This window comes from Devosia sp. Root413D1, from assembly GCF_001425235.1.
Lineage (GTDB): Bacteria > Pseudomonadota > Alphaproteobacteria > Rhizobiales > Devosiaceae > Devosia_A.
This window is the reverse complement of record NZ_LMEA01000008.1, coordinates 689,483-703,766: the sequence shown is the minus strand read 5'-3', so window position 1 is coordinate 703,766 and position 14,284 is coordinate 689,483. Positions and strand designations below refer to the sequence as shown.

At 64.5% G+C, this 14,284-nt stretch carries 18 protein-coding genes and 1 tRNA gene; 4 read left to right on the top strand and 15 right to left on the bottom strand.

All coding sequences use genetic code 11. The features are described 5' to 3' along the window. Nucleotides 1-29 precede the first annotated feature (29 nt). The 6 genes from ASC89_RS11905 to ASC89_RS11880 form a co-directional block, all read right to left on the bottom strand. Nucleotides 30-815, bottom strand: a complete 786-nt coding sequence (locus ASC89_RS11905; protein WP_055997883.1) for a metallophosphoesterase — start codon at nucleotides 813-815, stop codon at nucleotides 30-32. A gap of 18 nt (nucleotides 816-833) precedes the next feature. Then, on the bottom strand, nucleotides 834-1,808 hold the full coding sequence (locus ASC89_RS11900) for a phosphotransferase enzyme family protein (protein ID WP_055997880.1): 975 nt from the start codon (nucleotides 1,806-1,808) through the stop codon (nucleotides 834-836). 28 nt (nucleotides 1,809-1,836) lie between these two features. Beyond that, a tRNA-Pro gene (locus ASC89_RS11895) sits at nucleotides 1,837-1,913 on the bottom strand. 148 nt (nucleotides 1,914-2,061) lie between these two features. Continuing rightward, on the bottom strand, nucleotides 2,062-2,484 hold the full coding sequence (locus ASC89_RS11890; protein ID WP_055878886.1) for a hypothetical protein: 423 nt from the start codon (nucleotides 2,482-2,484) through the stop codon (nucleotides 2,062-2,064). Nucleotides 2,485-2,593: 109 nt separating this feature from the next. Further along, on the bottom strand, nucleotides 2,594-4,357 hold the full coding sequence (locus ASC89_RS11885; RefSeq protein ID WP_055997877.1) for a penicillin-binding protein 2: 1,764 nt from the start codon (nucleotides 4,355-4,357) through the stop codon (nucleotides 2,594-2,596). Between the two features lie 128 nt (nucleotides 4,358-4,485). Then, entirely contained in the window at nucleotides 4,486-5,124 is a 639-nt protein-coding gene (locus tag ASC89_RS11880) for an isochorismatase family cysteine hydrolase (protein ID WP_244488445.1), read from the bottom strand. A gap of 140 nt (nucleotides 5,125-5,264) precedes the next feature. Here ASC89_RS11880 and ASC89_RS28805 point away from each other — a divergent pair, with 140 nt between their 5' ends. Further along, nucleotides 5,265-5,426 (top strand): Thivi_2564 family membrane protein, encoded by a 162-nt coding sequence (locus ASC89_RS28805; RefSeq protein ID WP_141728495.1) that lies wholly within the window; start codon nucleotides 5,265-5,267, stop codon nucleotides 5,424-5,426. Between the two features lie 14 nt (nucleotides 5,427-5,440). On the opposite strand, the gene ybaK is transcribed toward ASC89_RS28805, so the two are convergent. Beyond that, nucleotides 5,441-5,914, bottom strand: a complete 474-nt coding sequence (gene ybaK / locus ASC89_RS11875; protein WP_055878892.1) for a Cys-tRNA(Pro) deacylase — start codon at nucleotides 5,912-5,914, stop codon at nucleotides 5,441-5,443. 72 nt (nucleotides 5,915-5,986) lie between these two features. Continuing rightward, nucleotides 5,987-6,640: a MarR family winged helix-turn-helix transcriptional regulator gene (locus ASC89_RS11870; protein WP_055997874.1), complete on the bottom strand. Its 654-nt coding sequence runs from the start codon at nucleotides 6,638-6,640 to the stop codon at nucleotides 5,987-5,989. Nucleotides 6,641-6,756: 116 nt separating this feature from the next. Here ASC89_RS11870 and ASC89_RS11865 point away from each other — a divergent pair, with 116 nt between their 5' ends. Next, on the top strand, nucleotides 6,757-8,292 hold the full coding sequence (locus ASC89_RS11865; protein WP_055997871.1) for an MDR family MFS transporter: 1,536 nt from the start codon (nucleotides 6,757-6,759) through the stop codon (nucleotides 8,290-8,292). 73 nt (nucleotides 8,293-8,365) lie between these two features. On the opposite strand, the gene ASC89_RS11860 is transcribed toward ASC89_RS11865, so the two are convergent. Continuing rightward, the gene (locus ASC89_RS11860) at nucleotides 8,366-8,761 is read right to left on the bottom strand and encodes a response regulator (protein ID WP_162247936.1); all 396 of its coding nucleotides are present in this window, start codon (nucleotides 8,759-8,761) and stop codon (nucleotides 8,366-8,368) included. 173 nt (nucleotides 8,762-8,934) lie between these two features. On the opposite strand from ASC89_RS11860, the gene ASC89_RS11855 reads away from it, so the two are divergent. After that, on the top strand, nucleotides 8,935-9,189 hold the full coding sequence (locus ASC89_RS11855; RefSeq protein WP_055878902.1) for a hypothetical protein: 255 nt from the start codon (nucleotides 8,935-8,937) through the stop codon (nucleotides 9,187-9,189). On the opposite strand, the gene ASC89_RS11850 is transcribed toward ASC89_RS11855, so the two are convergent. The 6 genes from ASC89_RS11850 to ASC89_RS11825 all read right to left on the bottom strand — a co-directional run bounded on the left by ASC89_RS11850 (nucleotide 9,186) and on the right by ASC89_RS11825 (nucleotide 13,520). Next, on the bottom strand, nucleotides 9,186-9,701 hold the full coding sequence (locus tag ASC89_RS11850) for a MerR family transcriptional regulator (protein ID WP_055878905.1): 516 nt from the start codon (nucleotides 9,699-9,701) through the stop codon (nucleotides 9,186-9,188). The two genes, ASC89_RS11855 and ASC89_RS11850, sit on opposite strands and share 4 nt — an antisense overlap. Before the next feature lie 26 nt (nucleotides 9,702-9,727). Further along, complete coding sequence (locus tag ASC89_RS11845; RefSeq protein ID WP_055048678.1) at nucleotides 9,728-10,039, bottom strand: integration host factor subunit alpha; 312 nt, start codon at nucleotides 10,037-10,039, stop codon at nucleotides 9,728-9,730. A 236-nt stretch (nucleotides 10,040-10,275) separates the two neighbouring features. After that, nucleotides 10,276-11,244: a beta-ketoacyl-ACP synthase III gene (locus ASC89_RS11840; protein ID WP_055878908.1), complete on the bottom strand. Its 969-nt coding sequence runs from the start codon at nucleotides 11,242-11,244 to the stop codon at nucleotides 10,276-10,278. Next, nucleotides 11,241-12,323 carry a phosphate acyltransferase PlsX gene (gene plsX, locus ASC89_RS11835; protein WP_055997864.1) on the bottom strand — a complete coding sequence of 361 codons (1,083 nt, stop codon included), beginning with the start codon at nucleotides 12,321-12,323 and terminating at the stop codon, nucleotides 11,241-11,243. The genes ASC89_RS11840 and plsX overlap by 4 nt, the downstream gene beginning before the upstream one ends. 124 nt (nucleotides 12,324-12,447) lie before the next feature. Continuing rightward, nucleotides 12,448-12,996, bottom strand: coding sequence for a DUF177 domain-containing protein (locus ASC89_RS11830; RefSeq protein ID WP_055878912.1), 549 nt, complete (start codon nucleotides 12,994-12,996; stop codon nucleotides 12,448-12,450). After that, on the bottom strand, nucleotides 12,993-13,520 hold the full coding sequence (locus ASC89_RS11825) for a ubiquinol-cytochrome C chaperone family protein (RefSeq protein ID WP_055878915.1): 528 nt from the start codon (nucleotides 13,518-13,520) through the stop codon (nucleotides 12,993-12,995). Before ASC89_RS11825 ends, ASC89_RS11830 begins: the two co-directional genes overlap by 4 nt. A gap of 160 nt (nucleotides 13,521-13,680) precedes the next feature. Between ASC89_RS11825 and ASC89_RS11820 the strand changes: the two genes are divergently transcribed. After that, nucleotides 13,681-14,130 (top strand): outer membrane protein assembly factor BamE, encoded by a 450-nt coding sequence (locus tag ASC89_RS11820; protein WP_055997860.1) that lies wholly within the window; start codon nucleotides 13,681-13,683, stop codon nucleotides 14,128-14,130. The last annotated feature ends 154 nt before the right edge of the window (nucleotides 14,131-14,284 follow it).

The window sequence follows — 14,284 nt, the reverse complement described above, 5'->3', positions numbered from 1 at the left end:
CACCGAATCGAACCGGGGTAGAAAGCGCTCTAGGCCGCCAGCGGCGCCCGCGGCAGCCAGGCCGGCCACTCGAGCATTTCCTCCGGCACGCCGCCGCTGCCCCAGTCGAGCGTTCCCGCTCCCTCGAAGGAGAACCACGCCGCCTGCCTCAACTCGGTATCGACCACGATGTGCGTCGGCACGTCGCCAACCTGCCGGCCAGGGTTGAAGATCCAGGTGTCGCCCAGTCGCGAGGCCCATGAGCCGCCGCGCGCAAACGGCGCTTCGTGCACATGGCCGCTGAACACCAGTTGCGGCTGGTATTGTGCGATCCAGCCCGCGAGCTCCACATCGCCGTAAGAGCGCGAACCGGACCAGCTCACCGGCGTCTCGGCCGGCGGCGCATGGTAGACCCAGAACCAGTTCCGCCCGCGTGTCGCCGCCGCTTCCGCCAGCTGCCGGCCGATGGCGTGCTTGGCGATGTCGCCATCCCACCAGGGGCAGATGGTGATGCTGTCCTCGCCGATGGCAAAGCTCTCATTGTCGGCATGAGCGCCGTTGCCGCGTGCGTATGGCACCCAGCGCGCATAGCGCTCGCCGGTCGAGTAGACATGGTTGAGGTCGTGGTTGCCCGAGCAGACCACCAACGGCACGGTGGCGCGGAGCCGCTCAAGATATTTCAGCACCACCACCATTTGCGCGCTGATGGTGACCAGCGAGCTGCCATCCAGCAAGTCTCCCGCGATGATCAGCAAGTCATAGCGATTGGCGGCCGAGACGAGCCAATCGAACTGCGGCAGGTTGTAGTGTAAATCGGCGACGGCGAGGATGCGCATGGCGCCCTCCCCCGGTCGTCAGCGGCTCAGATACTTTCGCGCCATTGCCGCCGTGTCCAGCGCAAACCGTTCGGCATGCGACTTCGCGAGGTCGGTTTCGCCATGCGAGCCGATCCACGCCAGCAGCGCCATGCGCCGGAGCAGGATCAGCGTATCGATCATCCTGAGGTCCTCCGGCTTCAGCGGCCGGATTTCCATATAGGCGCCGAGCCAGGCGCGGATCAGCGCTGGCACCTGCGGCGAAGTCTCGATGAACGACAGGCTGGCGGCGAGATCGTAGAGGAACCAGCCAAAGCCGGAATCGTCGAAATCGAGCAGTACGGTGTGCTCGCCGTCGACCAGGAGGTTAGCGAGCCGCATGTCGGCGTGGATCAGCCCGAAGCGGTCGATGTCGGTGCCATAGGCCCTGAGATCGGCGCGCAACGCCGCATCGAGCGCGATCAGCGTTGCCAGCGTGTCGCCTTCGACATGCGGGGCCTTGCGCCAGTCGCCCCATAGGCCCGAGGCCTCGAGGATGCCCACCGCGTCCCAGATCGGCCGGACGAATTTTTCAGGCTGCTGCCAGGTGGCAATGTGGTTGTGGAGCGTTGCAGCGTAGCGCCCGAGCGTTGCGAACAGCGGCACGAGGTCCGCATCCGGCTGAGGCTCGGCGCCGTTCTCGAAGGCGAACAAGGCGGCGAAGCGGTCCGGCGCCACTTCCTGCACAATCTCGCCATCCGCCCCGGGGATCGGGCGCGGCACCGGGATTTCGGTGTCGTCGGTGATCGCTTCGAGCCAGGCGAGCTCGCTGCCGATGGCGGTGCGCGACTGGTAGCGCGGCCGGTGCAGGCGCAGCACATGGCGCGAACCGCTGGCCCCGTCGATGCGGAAGGTGTGATTCTCGGAGAGATTGATCAGGACCGGTGCGCCGCCTGCGGCAACCGGCCAGCGCTCGAGGCTGCCGGCGACAAGCGACAGTTCCTCCGGGAGCGGATCGCTGGGGGCAATATCCAATCCGCTATCCTCTAGGCTTTGGAAGAAATGGTCGGAGTGGCCGGATTTGAACCGACGACCCTTTGTCCCCCAGACAAATGCGCTACCAGGCTGCGCTACACCCCGACTGGTGCGGAGGCCTACAGAAACCAGCCTTTTGAGGCAAGAGGCATTTTTGCGGCAATGCGATCCAGGTGGAACAATTGCGCGCCCCAGGCTGCGAAGCGGGGCGGTGATCAGCCCGCCTCGCTGCGTCAAATACCGCGACGTCGGCCTAGTAGATCGGGCCGTCCGGCCAATCGGAGCCGCCGCCGCCGCCGGACTCGTTGGAGTCACTGGAGCTGTCGCCCGAGTCGAGCAGACTGCGCGGCGGCTCGGGCGCGATAGCGTCGGGGGTCACCTTGGAGAACTTCGACATATCGCCGAAGAGATCGCGGCAGCCGGCGGCGATCCAGTAGCTGCCCAGCTTGCGCAGCTCGGTCAGGATATCCTCGCGGCGGGCGTTGGTGGTCCCCTCATTCTTGTATTCGGCACGAAGGGCATCGGCGGCCGTCTGAACTCTGAAGCACTCCTGGGACAGCGAGTCGAGTCCGGGTTTCTTGATCCGCGCCAGGGCCGGGCTGGTTGCCAGTGGCAGCACGACGATGGCGGAGACGAGGGCGGCGGTGAAGGCACGACGGAGGCCAAGTGCGGGCATCTTTTCTCTCCTTGTCGTGGCGACGCGGGAGGCGTCGTCGATGGTGAGCATTTGACGCTAATTGCTCTGAACCGCCCCTGAATGTGGTGTTTATCGCCCTATTCGGCCCTCACCGGACGGTCACGTCGGCACCGGCCGCCGGCACTCCGCCGATCCGCATCAGCCGGTCGTCGATGCCGGCAGCGGTGGTGGGAAGAACCCCCAGCATCGGGGCGATCCGCTGGATGATCTGCCCGCTGACCACCGCGACGTTCCAGCCGGCCTCGCGGGTGGAGCGGGCGTTTTCGGCCTGCGCCTCGTCGAGCATCACCAGCATGGCGTAACGCGGATCCTCCATCGGGAAGGCCGAGGTGAACACGGTGACGTTCTTGGTCTTGGAATAGCGGCCGTTGATGGTTTTTTCCGCCGTGCCGGTCTTGCCGCCGGTGCGGTAGCCGACGGCTTCGGCGTCCATGTTGCGGCCGGAGCCGAGCAGCGCGTTCATGCGGAACAGGTACATCATCTCGTCGCTGGTCCTCGAACTGACGATCGGGCGCGCCAGTTGCGCAGCCTCCGCCGCGCTGCGCCGGAACAGCGTCGGCGGCACCAGCTTGCCCTTGTTCATCAGCGCGGCGACAGCCGTCAGCATGTGCATCGGCGTCGCAGCAAACCCGTAGCCATAAGAGGCAGTGGCGGCCGCGACATCGGAGAAACTCTCAGGCACGCGGGGCGCGGCTCGCTCGGGCAGTTCGATCCCGGAGCGCTGGTCGAATCCGGCGGTGCCAAGGAATGCGCGGAGCTTGTCCTTGCCCATCGTCTCCATGATGCGGATGGTGCCGATATTGTCGGAGTAGCGGAACACGTCCGAAACCGACATGATCTCGTGCCGGCCGTGATCGAGCAGGAAGCGGCCGAAGCGTACCCCTTCCCGCGCGTCGATCATATCGTCGATGCCGACGGCGCCGCTGTCGAGCGCGGCCGCGATAGTGATAGTCTTGAAGGTCGAACCCAGTTCGAACGTGCCGTTGGTGATGCGGTTGAAGCTCTCGGGCTTCAGCGCCGTGGCCGGCTCGTTCGGGTCGAAATCCGGCAGCGAGACCATGGCGATCACCTCGCCGGTCTTGACGTCGACGATCGCTCCGGCAGCGGCAATGGCACGGAAGCGGGCAAGCGCGGCGAGCAACTCGGAGCGCATCACGTACTGGACGCGGGTGTCTATCGACAGCACCTTGGGCTCGAGCTCGGCACCGCGCGCCAGCCCGACCTCTTGCAGCACGGCAAGATCGTCGCGGTCGATGGCCAGTTCCATCCCCGCGATCCCCTGGTTGTCGACATTGACGCTGCCGATGACATGGGCGAGCTCGGACCCTGCCGGATAGAAGCGCTTGCTCTCCTCGATGAAATCGATGCCCGGCAGGCCGAGCGCCATCACTCGATCCTCGAGGGCCGGCGTCAGCTCTCGCTTAAGCCAGACAAAGCCCTTGTCGCCGGAGAGGCGCTGCCGCAGCCAGTCCTCGTCAAGATCCGGCAGCACGGTGCGCAACTGCGCCGCCGTGTTCGCCACGTCGACGATGCGACGAGGTTCGGCGTAAAGCGAGGGGATGCGGATATCGACGGCGATGGCGATGCCGTTGCGATCGACGATCGGTGGGCGCGATGCCTGGATGATGTCGCGCGTGACGCCCTCGATGGTGTCGTCGAGCCTCACCTGCCCCAGTTGCACCAGCCGCCCGCCGATCAGCAGGAAGCCCGCCACCAGCAGCAGCGCGACGATAGCAATGCGGCCGCGAGTGATCCGGTTGTGGATTCGCGCCGTCCCGGGCACGATGATCTCGGGATGGCTTTGGGCAGGACGCAAAGGTCCGGCCCCGTCGAGGTGATCGGCGGTGGTCATGGTGGGGTCAGCGGTGAGAGGCAGTTACTGGGCGCTGAGGTTCACCACCGGAGACCGCCGATCAATGGCATTTGAGGCAACAGCTTAACGAGTGGTTAGCGACGTAGCGGTCAGCGGGGACAGCCACCCTATTGCCCTCGCGCCTCCACAATCTCGACCACTTCGGCGGTCTCGACCTGCATGCCGAAGCGGCTGTCGTAGATGTGGTGCATGGCGTCGTGGGTGGAGTCGGCGGACGAGCAGATCGCGTCGGTGGCGATGATGACGCGGTAGCCGAGGTCAATGGCGCCGATGACGGCGGCCATGACGCAGACCTCGGTCTCGGCGCCGGAGATCACCACCGTATCGACGCCGGCAGCCTGGAGCTCAGCGTGCAACCGGCTGCCGAGCCAGGGGCTGTAGATCGGCTTGTCGAGCACGCGGGCGGGCGGCGTGTGCAGCGCCAGGGCCGGGATCAGCTCGAGTAGTCCGGGATCGAGACGCTCGCCGGTCATTGCTGCCCAGCGCTGGTAGTAGCGGCGCCAGGTGCCGCCGACATCGTCAGCCGAACGGGCCGGAATGAAGCGGGTGAACACCGTGCGTTCCGGCGCCATCTCGACTAGCCGCACCACTTCGGGCAGCACCCGCTGCATCCACGGCGCGTGCCAATCGGTCTGTTCAGCAAACATGCGTTGCATGTCGACGCACAGGTGTACCCAGTTGGCGCCGAGCGGGCCGAAGTGGAGGCCGGGCGGCGCGATGAGATCGATCGCATCGGTCATCGCCATGCAACTGGCGCCGCCCTGTCAGGGTTCCGCGGTCAGGCCAACATTCGGATTTGACACGAAGTTTTCGCGTCGCCTGCCACGAATTGCGCGTTTGCGCGTTGAGCAGGTACCTGCATTCCGCAGCGTCACGGAGACTTCAGATGTCCGTTCTCATCGGAATCCTCATTACCTTCCTCGTCGTCGTATTGATCCTGTGGCTGGTGCAGCGGCTGCCGGTCGATGCTCGCGTCAAGCAGATCATCCAGATCGTGGTGATCATCATCGGCATTGTTTCGCTGCTGAAGTACCTGGCGGTGTTCTAGAACGCGTCGCTGCCCTAGGCGACGAGATCAATCAGCTTCGCTTCGGTCACTTGCGCGGCGTCCACTGGGCTCAGCCCCACCAGCAGACCGCGCTGGCCGCCATTGATCAGGACTTCGTCGAACAATTCGGCGGTTTCGTCGATAGCGGTCGGAACCTTCTTCCGCTGCCCGAACGGGCTGATGCCGCCGACCTTGAAGCCGGTGAGTCGTTCGGCGTCCACCGGCTTCATCATGTTGGCGGATTTGCCGCCGAAGGCCGCGGCGAGCTTCTTCATGCTGACTTCGCAGTCGGATGGCACGACGACGCAAACCGGCTTGCCGTCGACCTCGGCCATCAGGGTCTTGAACACCTGCTCGGGCGCCTTGCCTAGTGCCTCGGCCGCCTGCAGCCCGATACGCGGCGCGTCCGGGTCATAGTCGTAGGGAAAATGTGTGAAGGCGATGCCGGCCTTGGTGAGCGCGAGCGTCGCGGCGGTGGTTTTCGACATGGCGCAGTGTTACGGCGACAGCGCACCCTCGTCCAGCTGGCGCGCCGGACCGCATTATCATTGGCCGGCAGGCTACTCCGCGCCGGCTGGTTCGACCTCACTCGCGGCGGCTTCGCTTTCCTCGAACAGGCGCTTGATGTTGGCAGCGGATTTTGCCACGCCGCCATCGTCGGTCGACCAGTTCGAGAAGCGCTCGAACAGCACGGCGAACGCCACGAGGTCGCGCTCGTTCCATTGCCCGAGCGCCTGGGCGAACAGATTCCACTTGTTGATCCGCACCGCCTCGATGAAGCGTTTCCCCTTAGAGGTGAGCTCAAGACAAATGCGGCGGGCATCCTGCTGCGAGGCAACGCGCCGAGCGTAGCCGCGATCGACGAGCTCCGCCGAAATACGGCTTGCCCGTGACGGATCAACCGCAAGCCGTTCGGCAATCAGCCCCACGGTCACCTCGACCTTGGCATCCTCGATGTAAGCTGGGGCATGGGCGATCGCGCTGATCGCGTCGAGGTGCGCGACGTCGAGCGTCGGGTCGATCTGCGCCATCACCTGCCGGCCGAAATCACGGCGCTGGATGGAGCGCCGAACCTTATGCATTACCGCATCGATCGCTGCGACTGCCTCTGCCGCATCCGGCGAGAACCCGCTCCGTTTGGCGAGTTCGATGAGTTCCTGGTCCCCCTGCGTGTGACAGATGGCCGGAAGGTCGGTCTTGGTGTCGTCCTGCATGACTTCGCGCTAGCAGATATGTGTGCCAGAGTCAATTACATGCTCATGTCATACAATTGCTGTTGACACATATGTGAAGCAGGCACATAACCCCGTTCCAATTCGGAGGTCGCTTGATGAGCGTTGATACCAACCCCATTTCCGGCGCCGCGCCGGTCGCCGAGGCGCCATCGCGCCCCGACCGCGCGACGCTGCTCGTCTATTTCGGCGCGCTGATCGCGATGTTCATGGCGACGCTCGACATGCAGATCGTCGTCACCGCGCTGCCCACCATTGCCGGTGAACTGGGCAACCTGCATTTGTTCGGCTGGGTCGGCTCCGCCTACCTGCTCTCCACCGCCGCAGTGGCGCCGTTCTACGGCAAGCTCGGTGACATGTACGGCCGCAAGAACGTGGTGATGACGGCGATCGTGCTGTTTCTCATCGGCTCGGCCGCCTGCGGTCTCGCCTGGTCGATGGAATCGCTGATCGCTGCGCGCGTGCTGCAGGGCATCGGCGGTGGCGGGCTGATGGTCTCGGCTTTCGCCATGATCGGCGAGCTGTTCGGGCCGCGCGACCGCGCCAAGTACCAGGGCTATTCGTCGGCCGTGTTCGCGCTGAGCTCGATTCTCGGGCCGGTCGCCGGCGGCTACATCACCAGCCTGTTCGGCTGGCGTTGGGTGTTCCTCGTCAACCTGCCGGTCGGCATCGTCGTCCTGGCGCTTATCTTCGTCGCCATGCGCTCGAAGTTCGTCGAGAAGCAGCACAAGGTCGACTATCTCGGCGGCGTACTGCTTGCCGTCGCCACCACTGCCATCGTCTACTGGGGCGACCATGTGATCGACCCGGCCGGCCCGGATCTGCTGACCTTCGCCCTGCCCGTCATCGGCATTGCCGCGGCTATCTGGTTCGTGGTGACCGAACGTCGCGCCGCCGAGCCAATCGTGCCGTTGCGGCTGTTCCGGAACCACACGATCACCATCGTGACGCTGGTCTCGCTGCTCGCGGGTGTCGTAACGCTCGGCCAGTTCTTCTACTTTGCACTCTACTTCCAGGTGATCACCGGGTTCGGCCCGGCCGAGGTCGGCTTCCTGTTCCTGCCTGCTTCGGCGACTTCGATGATCGTCTCGATGCTTGCCGGCCGGATCATTGCGGCCACGGGGCGCTACAAGTGGATGCCGGTGGCCGCGATGGCGGTCGGCGCGCTGCTGATGGTGGGCTACACCTTCGTCGACGCGCACACGCCGGTCTGGATCATGGCGCTGCTGATGGCGGTGTTCGGCATCTCGATGGGTCTGCAGTTCCAGGTGCTGATGGTCGCTATCCAGGCCGCGGCACCGCTGCAGGATATCGGCGCCGCCACCGGCCTCATCACCCAGGCTCGCACCATCGGCGCCTCGCTCGGGCTCGCCGTGAACGGCGCGGTCATGACCTGGGCGCTGACCCAGCAGAACACACAGCTCCCCGCCGATGTCGCGGCTGCGGTGCCGGGCGGCCTCACCAGCCTCAGCCCGCACATCGCGGCCGGCCTGCCGGAGGCGACGCGCGAAGTTGTTCTCAGCCACTACACCGCCGGCTTCAACACGCTGTTCCTGTTCCTTGCCGGGGTCTATGTGCTGGCGATGATCTTCACCATCATGCTCAAGGACGTGCAGATCCCCAAGCGGGGCTGACGGCCGAGGTCGCAAAATAAGAGGGGGCCGTCCGGCCCCCTTCTGTTTTGCTGAGCCTTCGAGACGAAAAGCTCTAGCGATCCCTGCCCTGCCCCGCCATCGTGGCGTGCAGAAACTCCAGCAGTTGCGCATTCGAGAATGGCTTGGCGAGGATGGGGCGGTGCCGGTGCCGTTCCACTATTGCCTCAGGCCCGGAGGCTGTCGCGAAGAAGAATGGGACATCCTGATGGGTCAGCGCGTCAGCCAACCCGAAGCTGTCGGCGCCGCCGACTTTGACATCGAGAATGGCGCAGTTGATCGAACGCTTGCCAATCGTGGCTTCGGCCTCGTTCGGGGTCACACAGGTGATGACTTCGGCTGCGCCCAGGTCGAGCAGGAAATCCTCGATCATGATCGAGACCAGTACCTCGTCCTCGACGATCAGCACCGTTCCAAAACCCGAACCATCCGATTGCGTGTTCAATAGCACTGGCTGTCTCCTTTCCCTTTCACATGCGCCCGTGCGGTCGACAAATCGAGGAAAAAGGGAGTTAGCACGTTGCCGCTTTGCAGCGGTTTGTGGCGAATGAGTACACCGCTTGCAGGCAACCATTCTGCGTGCAATGAGTTGAATGAGTAACGCAACCTCATTCCTGCTTCGCGATGTCAGAGAAAACCTACAAGGGTAACGACTTAGTCCGCGGCGAGCGGCTGCAGATCATGCTTGAAGCGGACGAACTGCGCGCTCTCGACGACTTCCGCTTCGCCAACCGCATGCCGAGCCGTGCGGCTGCAGTCCGCGAATTGCTGCGCCGCGGACTTGGTGTCGATGGGGCTGTGTCGAACAGCGGCAACGGCTCGTCGCAGTCGTTCGGCGTGCTGGAATCCGAAAACGCCGACGAAGGCGTCGGGCGCTAACCCTCGCGAGCGCGCTCCAGCAGCCGCTTGCAGTCGAGCAGTTCACGCAGCACGTCGGAAAGCTTGTCGCGATCAGCGGTCGTGAGGCCGGCTGGCTTGGGCTTGAAGCTCGGAAGCTTCAGGCGCGACGGCGCCGGCGGGGCATCGGTCATGTCGTCTTCGGGGATCACCGCCGACTCGGAGGTGAAATCCTCCTCGGGCTCGGTGTCGGCGGGCTGGTGCTCCAGCGCTTCGACCGGGCGGCCCTCGCCGATGCCGATGACATAGCGAATGCCCTGATCCTTCAGGATCCGCTGCACGCCCTTGATGGTGAAGCCCTGATCGTAGAGCAGATGCCGGATGCCCTTGAGCAGCAGCACGTCCTCAGGCCGGTAGTAACGCCGCCCACCGCCACGTTTCAGCGGCTTGATGGTGGAGAAACGCGTCTCCCAGAAGCGCAGCACGTGCTGCGGCAGGTCCAGCTCGTCGGCTGCCTCGGATATGGTGCGAAACGCGTCTGGAGACTTGTCCAAAAGGACTCACCCGCCCGGAAAGAGTCTTATTTTCCAGACCGGACCATAGATTTGTTGATCTTGGATTTCAACACGTTGCTGGGTTTGAACACCAGAACCTGTCGCGGCAGGATCGGCACTTCCTCGCCGGTCTTGGGATTGCGGCCGATCCGCTCGTTCTTGGAGCGCACCTGGAACGAGCCGAACGAGGAGAGTTTTACGTTGTGGCCTTCCACCAGCGCGTCGCCGATGAGGTCGAGCACCCGCTCCACCAGTTCCGCCGACTCGGTGCGGGACAACCCCACCGCTTCGTAGACCGCTTCCGCCAAGTCGGCTCGCGTGACCGTTCTCTGCGTCATATGCCGCCCCTCCGTTTTTGCCCAGCTGGATACAGGTGCCCGTCAGGCGCCCCCACCCACGGATTTGTGGCAAAGATTAACGCGCTGTCACGTCACTGGCAATCTGGCTTACCAATCAAAGGCGTGAGGTTGGCAAACGGCCTCCCAGAGGTTGGCAAACGGCCTCCCAGAGGTCGGCAACGGCCATCCTGCACCGTGGATGACGAGGGGCCCGCCGAGTTTGATCGCGACGGGGCTTACCAGCGGATCAGCGAGGCGCCCCAGGTGAAGCCGCCGCCCATGGCTTCGATCATCACCAAGTCGCCGCGCTTGATGCGGCCATCGGCTACGGCGGTGTGAAGCGCCAGCGGCACCGAGGCGGCGGAGGTATTGGCGTGACGATCGACGGTCACCACCACTTTTTCGGGCGGCAGGCCGAGCTTCACCCCGGCGCCGTCGATGATGCGCTTGTTGGCCTGGTGGGGCACGAACCAGTCGAGATCGTCGATGGTATGGCCGGTATCCTCGAGCACCTTGTAGACCACGTCGGTGATCATGCCGACGGCGTGCTTGAAGACTTCCTTGCCCTCCATTCGGATGTGGCCCATCGACTGCGTCGAACTGGGGCCGCCATCGGTATAGAGCTTGTTCCAGTAGTGGCCATCGGACCGCAGCGAGGTCGCGAGCACGCCGCGTTCCTCGCCGGCTTTGCCGAGCTCCATCACCACTGCCCCTGCCCCGTCGCCGAACAGCACGCAGGTGGTGCGGTCGTTCCAGTCGAGGATGCGCGAGGCGGTCTCGGCGCCGATCACCAGGGCGCGCTTGGCGAGCCCGTTCTTCAAATACGAGTCGGCCGTCGCGACGGCGTAGACGAAACCCGAGCACACCGCCTGGATGTCGAAGGCGGCGCCATGGTGCATGCCGAGCTTCTGCTGCACCACTGCCGCCGTCGCCGGGAAGGTCATATCCGGCGTGGTCGTCGCAACAAGGATCAGGTCGACGTCGTCGATGGTGATGCCGGCGTTCTCCATCGCCTTGCGGCCCGCAGCGGCGGCAAGATCGGAGGTGTTCTCGCCCTCGGCGGCGATGTAGCGCTGCTTGATGCCGGTGCGCTGCTGAATCCACTCGTCGGAGGTGTCGACGGTCTTGGCCAGCTCGTCATTGCTCACCACACGTGCCGGCAGATAGGAGCCGACGCTGCGGATGATGGATTTCTTGTCGGTCACGCGGATTTCGCCTCGGTTTCGGGAACGGGCGCCGCCTCGGTCGAGGGCACCGCGTTGAGTGTGGGGAAGCGGCGCATGCCTTCGCCGATCTTGTCCATGACGCGGCTGCGGGCCATCTCATAGGCAAGGCTCAGGGCGCCCTTGAAGCCGACCTCGTCGGTGCCGCCGTGCGACTTGATGACGACGCCGTTGAGGCCGAGGAACACCCCGCCATTGATGTTGCGCGGGTCGAGCTTGCGGCGCAGCGCCTGCAGCGCCTGGCCGGCAATGGCTGCGCCCAGCATCGAAATGATGTCGGCCTTCAGCGCGTTGCGGATATAGGCGCCGACTTGCCGCGCGGTACCCTCGGCAGTCTTCAGCGCGATATTGCCGGCAAAGCCTTCGGTGACAACCACGTCCACGGTGCCTTTGCCGATGTCGTCGCCTTCGACGAAGCCATGATAGATGAAGCCCTCGCCGCTTGCCGCCTGCAGGATGCGCGCCGCTTCCTTCACCTCGTCGTGGCCCTTCATCTCTTCGGTGCCGACATTGAGCAGCCCCACGGTGGGCAGTTCCTGGTCGAACAGTGCCCGCGCCAGGGCGGCGCCGAGAATCGAGAAATCGGTCAGCTGCTTGGCATCGCCGCCGACGGTGGCGCCGACATCGAGCACGATGATGTCGGTGCGCAGCGTCGGCCACAGCGCCGCGATGGCGGGGCGCGAAATGCCCTCGATCGGCCTCAGACAGAACGTGGCCATCGCCATCAGCGCGCCGGTATTGCCACCGGAGATCGCGACATCGGCCTCGCCGTCCTTCACCGACTGGATGGCCGCCCACATCGAGGAGGTGCCGCGGCCCTTGCGCAGCGCCTGCGAGGGCTTTTCCTCCATCGAGATGACAATGTCGGCGTTGACGATGCGCGAGACCTTTTTGAGATCGGGAAACTCGTCGAGCAGCGGCTTCAGCTCGGCTTCGCGACCATGGAAGATGAAGGTGGTGTTCTTGCGCTCGCGCCAGAACAGACGCGCGCCTTCGACGGCCACGCGGGGCCCTTTGTCGCCGCCCATGGCGTCAACGGAGATACGGATGGAATCGCTCATCGCCGCCCGGTCCAGCGTCCCCTGACGGAGACGGGTTTCAACATACTCAAACGCTTACCTCAAACAAGATATCACCCGGATGTGGCGGGGTCCTAGAGCGCTTCACTGTTTCAAAGAAAGCGTTCTAGCCCTTGTCCTCGGGAGTCTTGAGGATTTTGAGGCCGGCGAACGGCAGATCGCTCTCAGTATCGCCATCATCGCGCAGCGCGCCCAGGGTTTCGCCGGGCTGGCGCGGGTATGGATCAAGCGCCAGCGCCAGGGTCTCGACGATCAGTGCCGACAGGTCGGCCTCGTTGCCCTCGAAATGGTCAGGCACGTCCTCGCCGTCAAGATCGACGAAGATTTCCGCGTCCGCCGGGCCGGCATAGACCTTCTCGCCGCCGGGCAGGAACACCCGTTCGATCGGCTCGGCGATCTCCTGGATCACCGGCTCCAGCGACACCACGCTCGGCTGCACGGTGGTGGCGACCAGCCGGCCGGTGACGCGGATGCCGCCCTTGAAGCGCACCGCGTGCAGCTTCACCTCGAGCTTTTCGACCGCGGTGATGCCGAGTTGCCCGGCGACCGCCAGCCGATCGGCGGCGTCCACGGCAAGCACCAGGTCGCGGCCGGCCGTCGGCATCGAATCGAGGCGGATGCTGGCGTCGGGGATACGGAACTGGTCAGCGCTCATGCCGCAGTCGCCAACTCGAGGCGCCCCCCGCAGATGTCGGCCAGCGACTGGCCGGCGAGCTTGTCGTACTGAGTGAACAGGTAGGCCGCCAGTTGCGGGGCGTGCTCCGAGTCGGCCTCGGGGTAGACGTTGCGGCGCAGCACTGCTTCGACGCCCGGCCGGTCATCACGGTCCATCGCCTCGTTGAGGCTGGTCATCAGGCCATAGAAGATCTCGCTCATCTTGCGGACCTTCTTGGGCACGGCCATATCCCCTGCGCCGAGCTCGCGCAGCGAACGGTCCATGTCCTTGAAAAACAGGTCGAACAGCGCCTGGCTGAACTCGTGGCCGGCCTGCTTTTCGACTCTCAGACGCCGGAACAGCAGCGACAGGTGCAGCGAGATCATGTCGAAACGGCCCGTGACCGTGTCGGGAATGCCCCAGTCGGCGTAGAAGACGGGCTGCCGGGATTGCGCCACAATGGCTGTATAGACGGCATAAACAGCGTCGGAGGACGGGTTTTTCCTGAACAAGTTCAATATCATCAGTCGCGCTCCGCGGTTTTGCGGGACAAGGTGCTGCCGGTGTGGAAGGGTTCGGGCAAGGACGCAAGCCAGCTTGCCAGCGGGCGCCTTTGACAGCTACACAGTGCCCGGCCGGCCAAGGCCGTGCTAATAGTAGACAGCGATCGGGAAAGTCAAATTGATGCCTTTGCGCACCGTCACTAGCCGCCTCTTCCCGATGACCGCCGTCGTGCTTGTCAGCCTGTCGCTCGCCGCTTGCGGCAGCGGCATGAGCCTCACTCAATCAAAGGCGCGCGGCTACGAGATCTCGGAAGATGCGGTGGCGCAGATTCGCGTCGGCCAGAGCGCCGCGCTGGTTACCGCCGTGCTGGGCTCGCCGCAGGTCACCAACTCCTTTGCCACCGAAACCGCCTGGTACTATCTGGGCGAAAAGGTGCAGCAGACCGCGTTCGGCATGGAGCTGAGCAAGGAGCGTACCCTGCTCGTCGTCTACTTCGACAAGAAGAACAAGGTGGTCGATACCGAGCGCCTGGGTGTCAAGGATGGCAAATCCTTCTCGATCGAGAGCCGCCGTACCCCGTCCTACGGCCAGGACCGCACCTTCCTCGAGTCGATCATCAGCTCGATCTGACGTCGATCTCAAGCTCACCAATTCCACCAGCCGTCATCCCGGCGAAAGCCGGGACCCACTGCTCAGACGGCCAGATCAGGCATCAGCCGCGCCGGTCCATCACAGCAAGGTCGGATGGCTTCGTGCGCGTGGATTGGCGGGAGCACTGGGTCCC

Coding starts and splice junctions, on each gene's coding strand:
- ASC89_RS11905 (WP_055997883.1), bottom strand. CDS start 815: ATGCGCATCCTCGCCGTCGCCGATTTACACTACAACCTGCCGCAGTTC.
- ASC89_RS11890 (WP_055878886.1), bottom strand. CDS start 2,484: ATGCCCGCACTTGGCCTCCGTCGTGCCTTCACCGCCGCCCTCGTCTCC.
- ASC89_RS11885 (WP_055997877.1), bottom strand. CDS start 4,357: ATGACCACCGCCGATCACCTCGACGGGGCCGGACCTTTGCGTCCTGCC.
- ASC89_RS11880 (WP_244488445.1), bottom strand. CDS start 5,124: ATGGCGATGACCGATGCGATCGATCTCATCGCGCCGCCCGGCCTCCAC.
- ASC89_RS28805 (WP_141728495.1), top strand. CDS start 5,265: ATGTCCGTTCTCATCGGAATCCTCATTACCTTCCTCGTCGTCGTATTG.
- ybaK (WP_055878892.1), bottom strand. CDS start 5,914: ATGTCGAAAACCACCGCCGCGACGCTCGCGCTCACCAAGGCCGGCATC.
- ASC89_RS11870 (WP_055997874.1), bottom strand. CDS start 6,640: ATGCAGGACGACACCAAGACCGACCTTCCGGCCATCTGTCACACGCAG.
- ASC89_RS11865 (WP_055997871.1), top strand. CDS start 6,757: ATGAGCGTTGATACCAACCCCATTTCCGGCGCCGCGCCGGTCGCCGAG.
- ASC89_RS11855 (WP_055878902.1), top strand. CDS start 8,935: ATGTCAGAGAAAACCTACAAGGGTAACGACTTAGTCCGCGGCGAGCGG.
- ASC89_RS11845 (WP_055048678.1), bottom strand. CDS start 10,039: ATGACGCAGAGAACGGTCACGCGAGCCGACTTGGCGGAAGCGGTCTAC.
- plsX (WP_055997864.1), bottom strand. CDS start 12,323: ATGAGCGATTCCATCCGTATCTCCGTTGACGCCATGGGCGGCGACAAA.
- ASC89_RS11830 (WP_055878912.1), bottom strand. CDS start 12,996: ATGAGCGCTGACCAGTTCCGTATCCCCGACGCCAGCATCCGCCTCGAT.
- ASC89_RS11825 (WP_055878915.1), bottom strand. CDS start 13,520: ATGATATTGAACTTGTTCAGGAAAAACCCGTCCTCCGACGCTGTTTAT.
- ASC89_RS11820 (WP_055997860.1), top strand. CDS start 13,681: ATGCCTTTGCGCACCGTCACTAGCCGCCTCTTCCCGATGACCGCCGTC.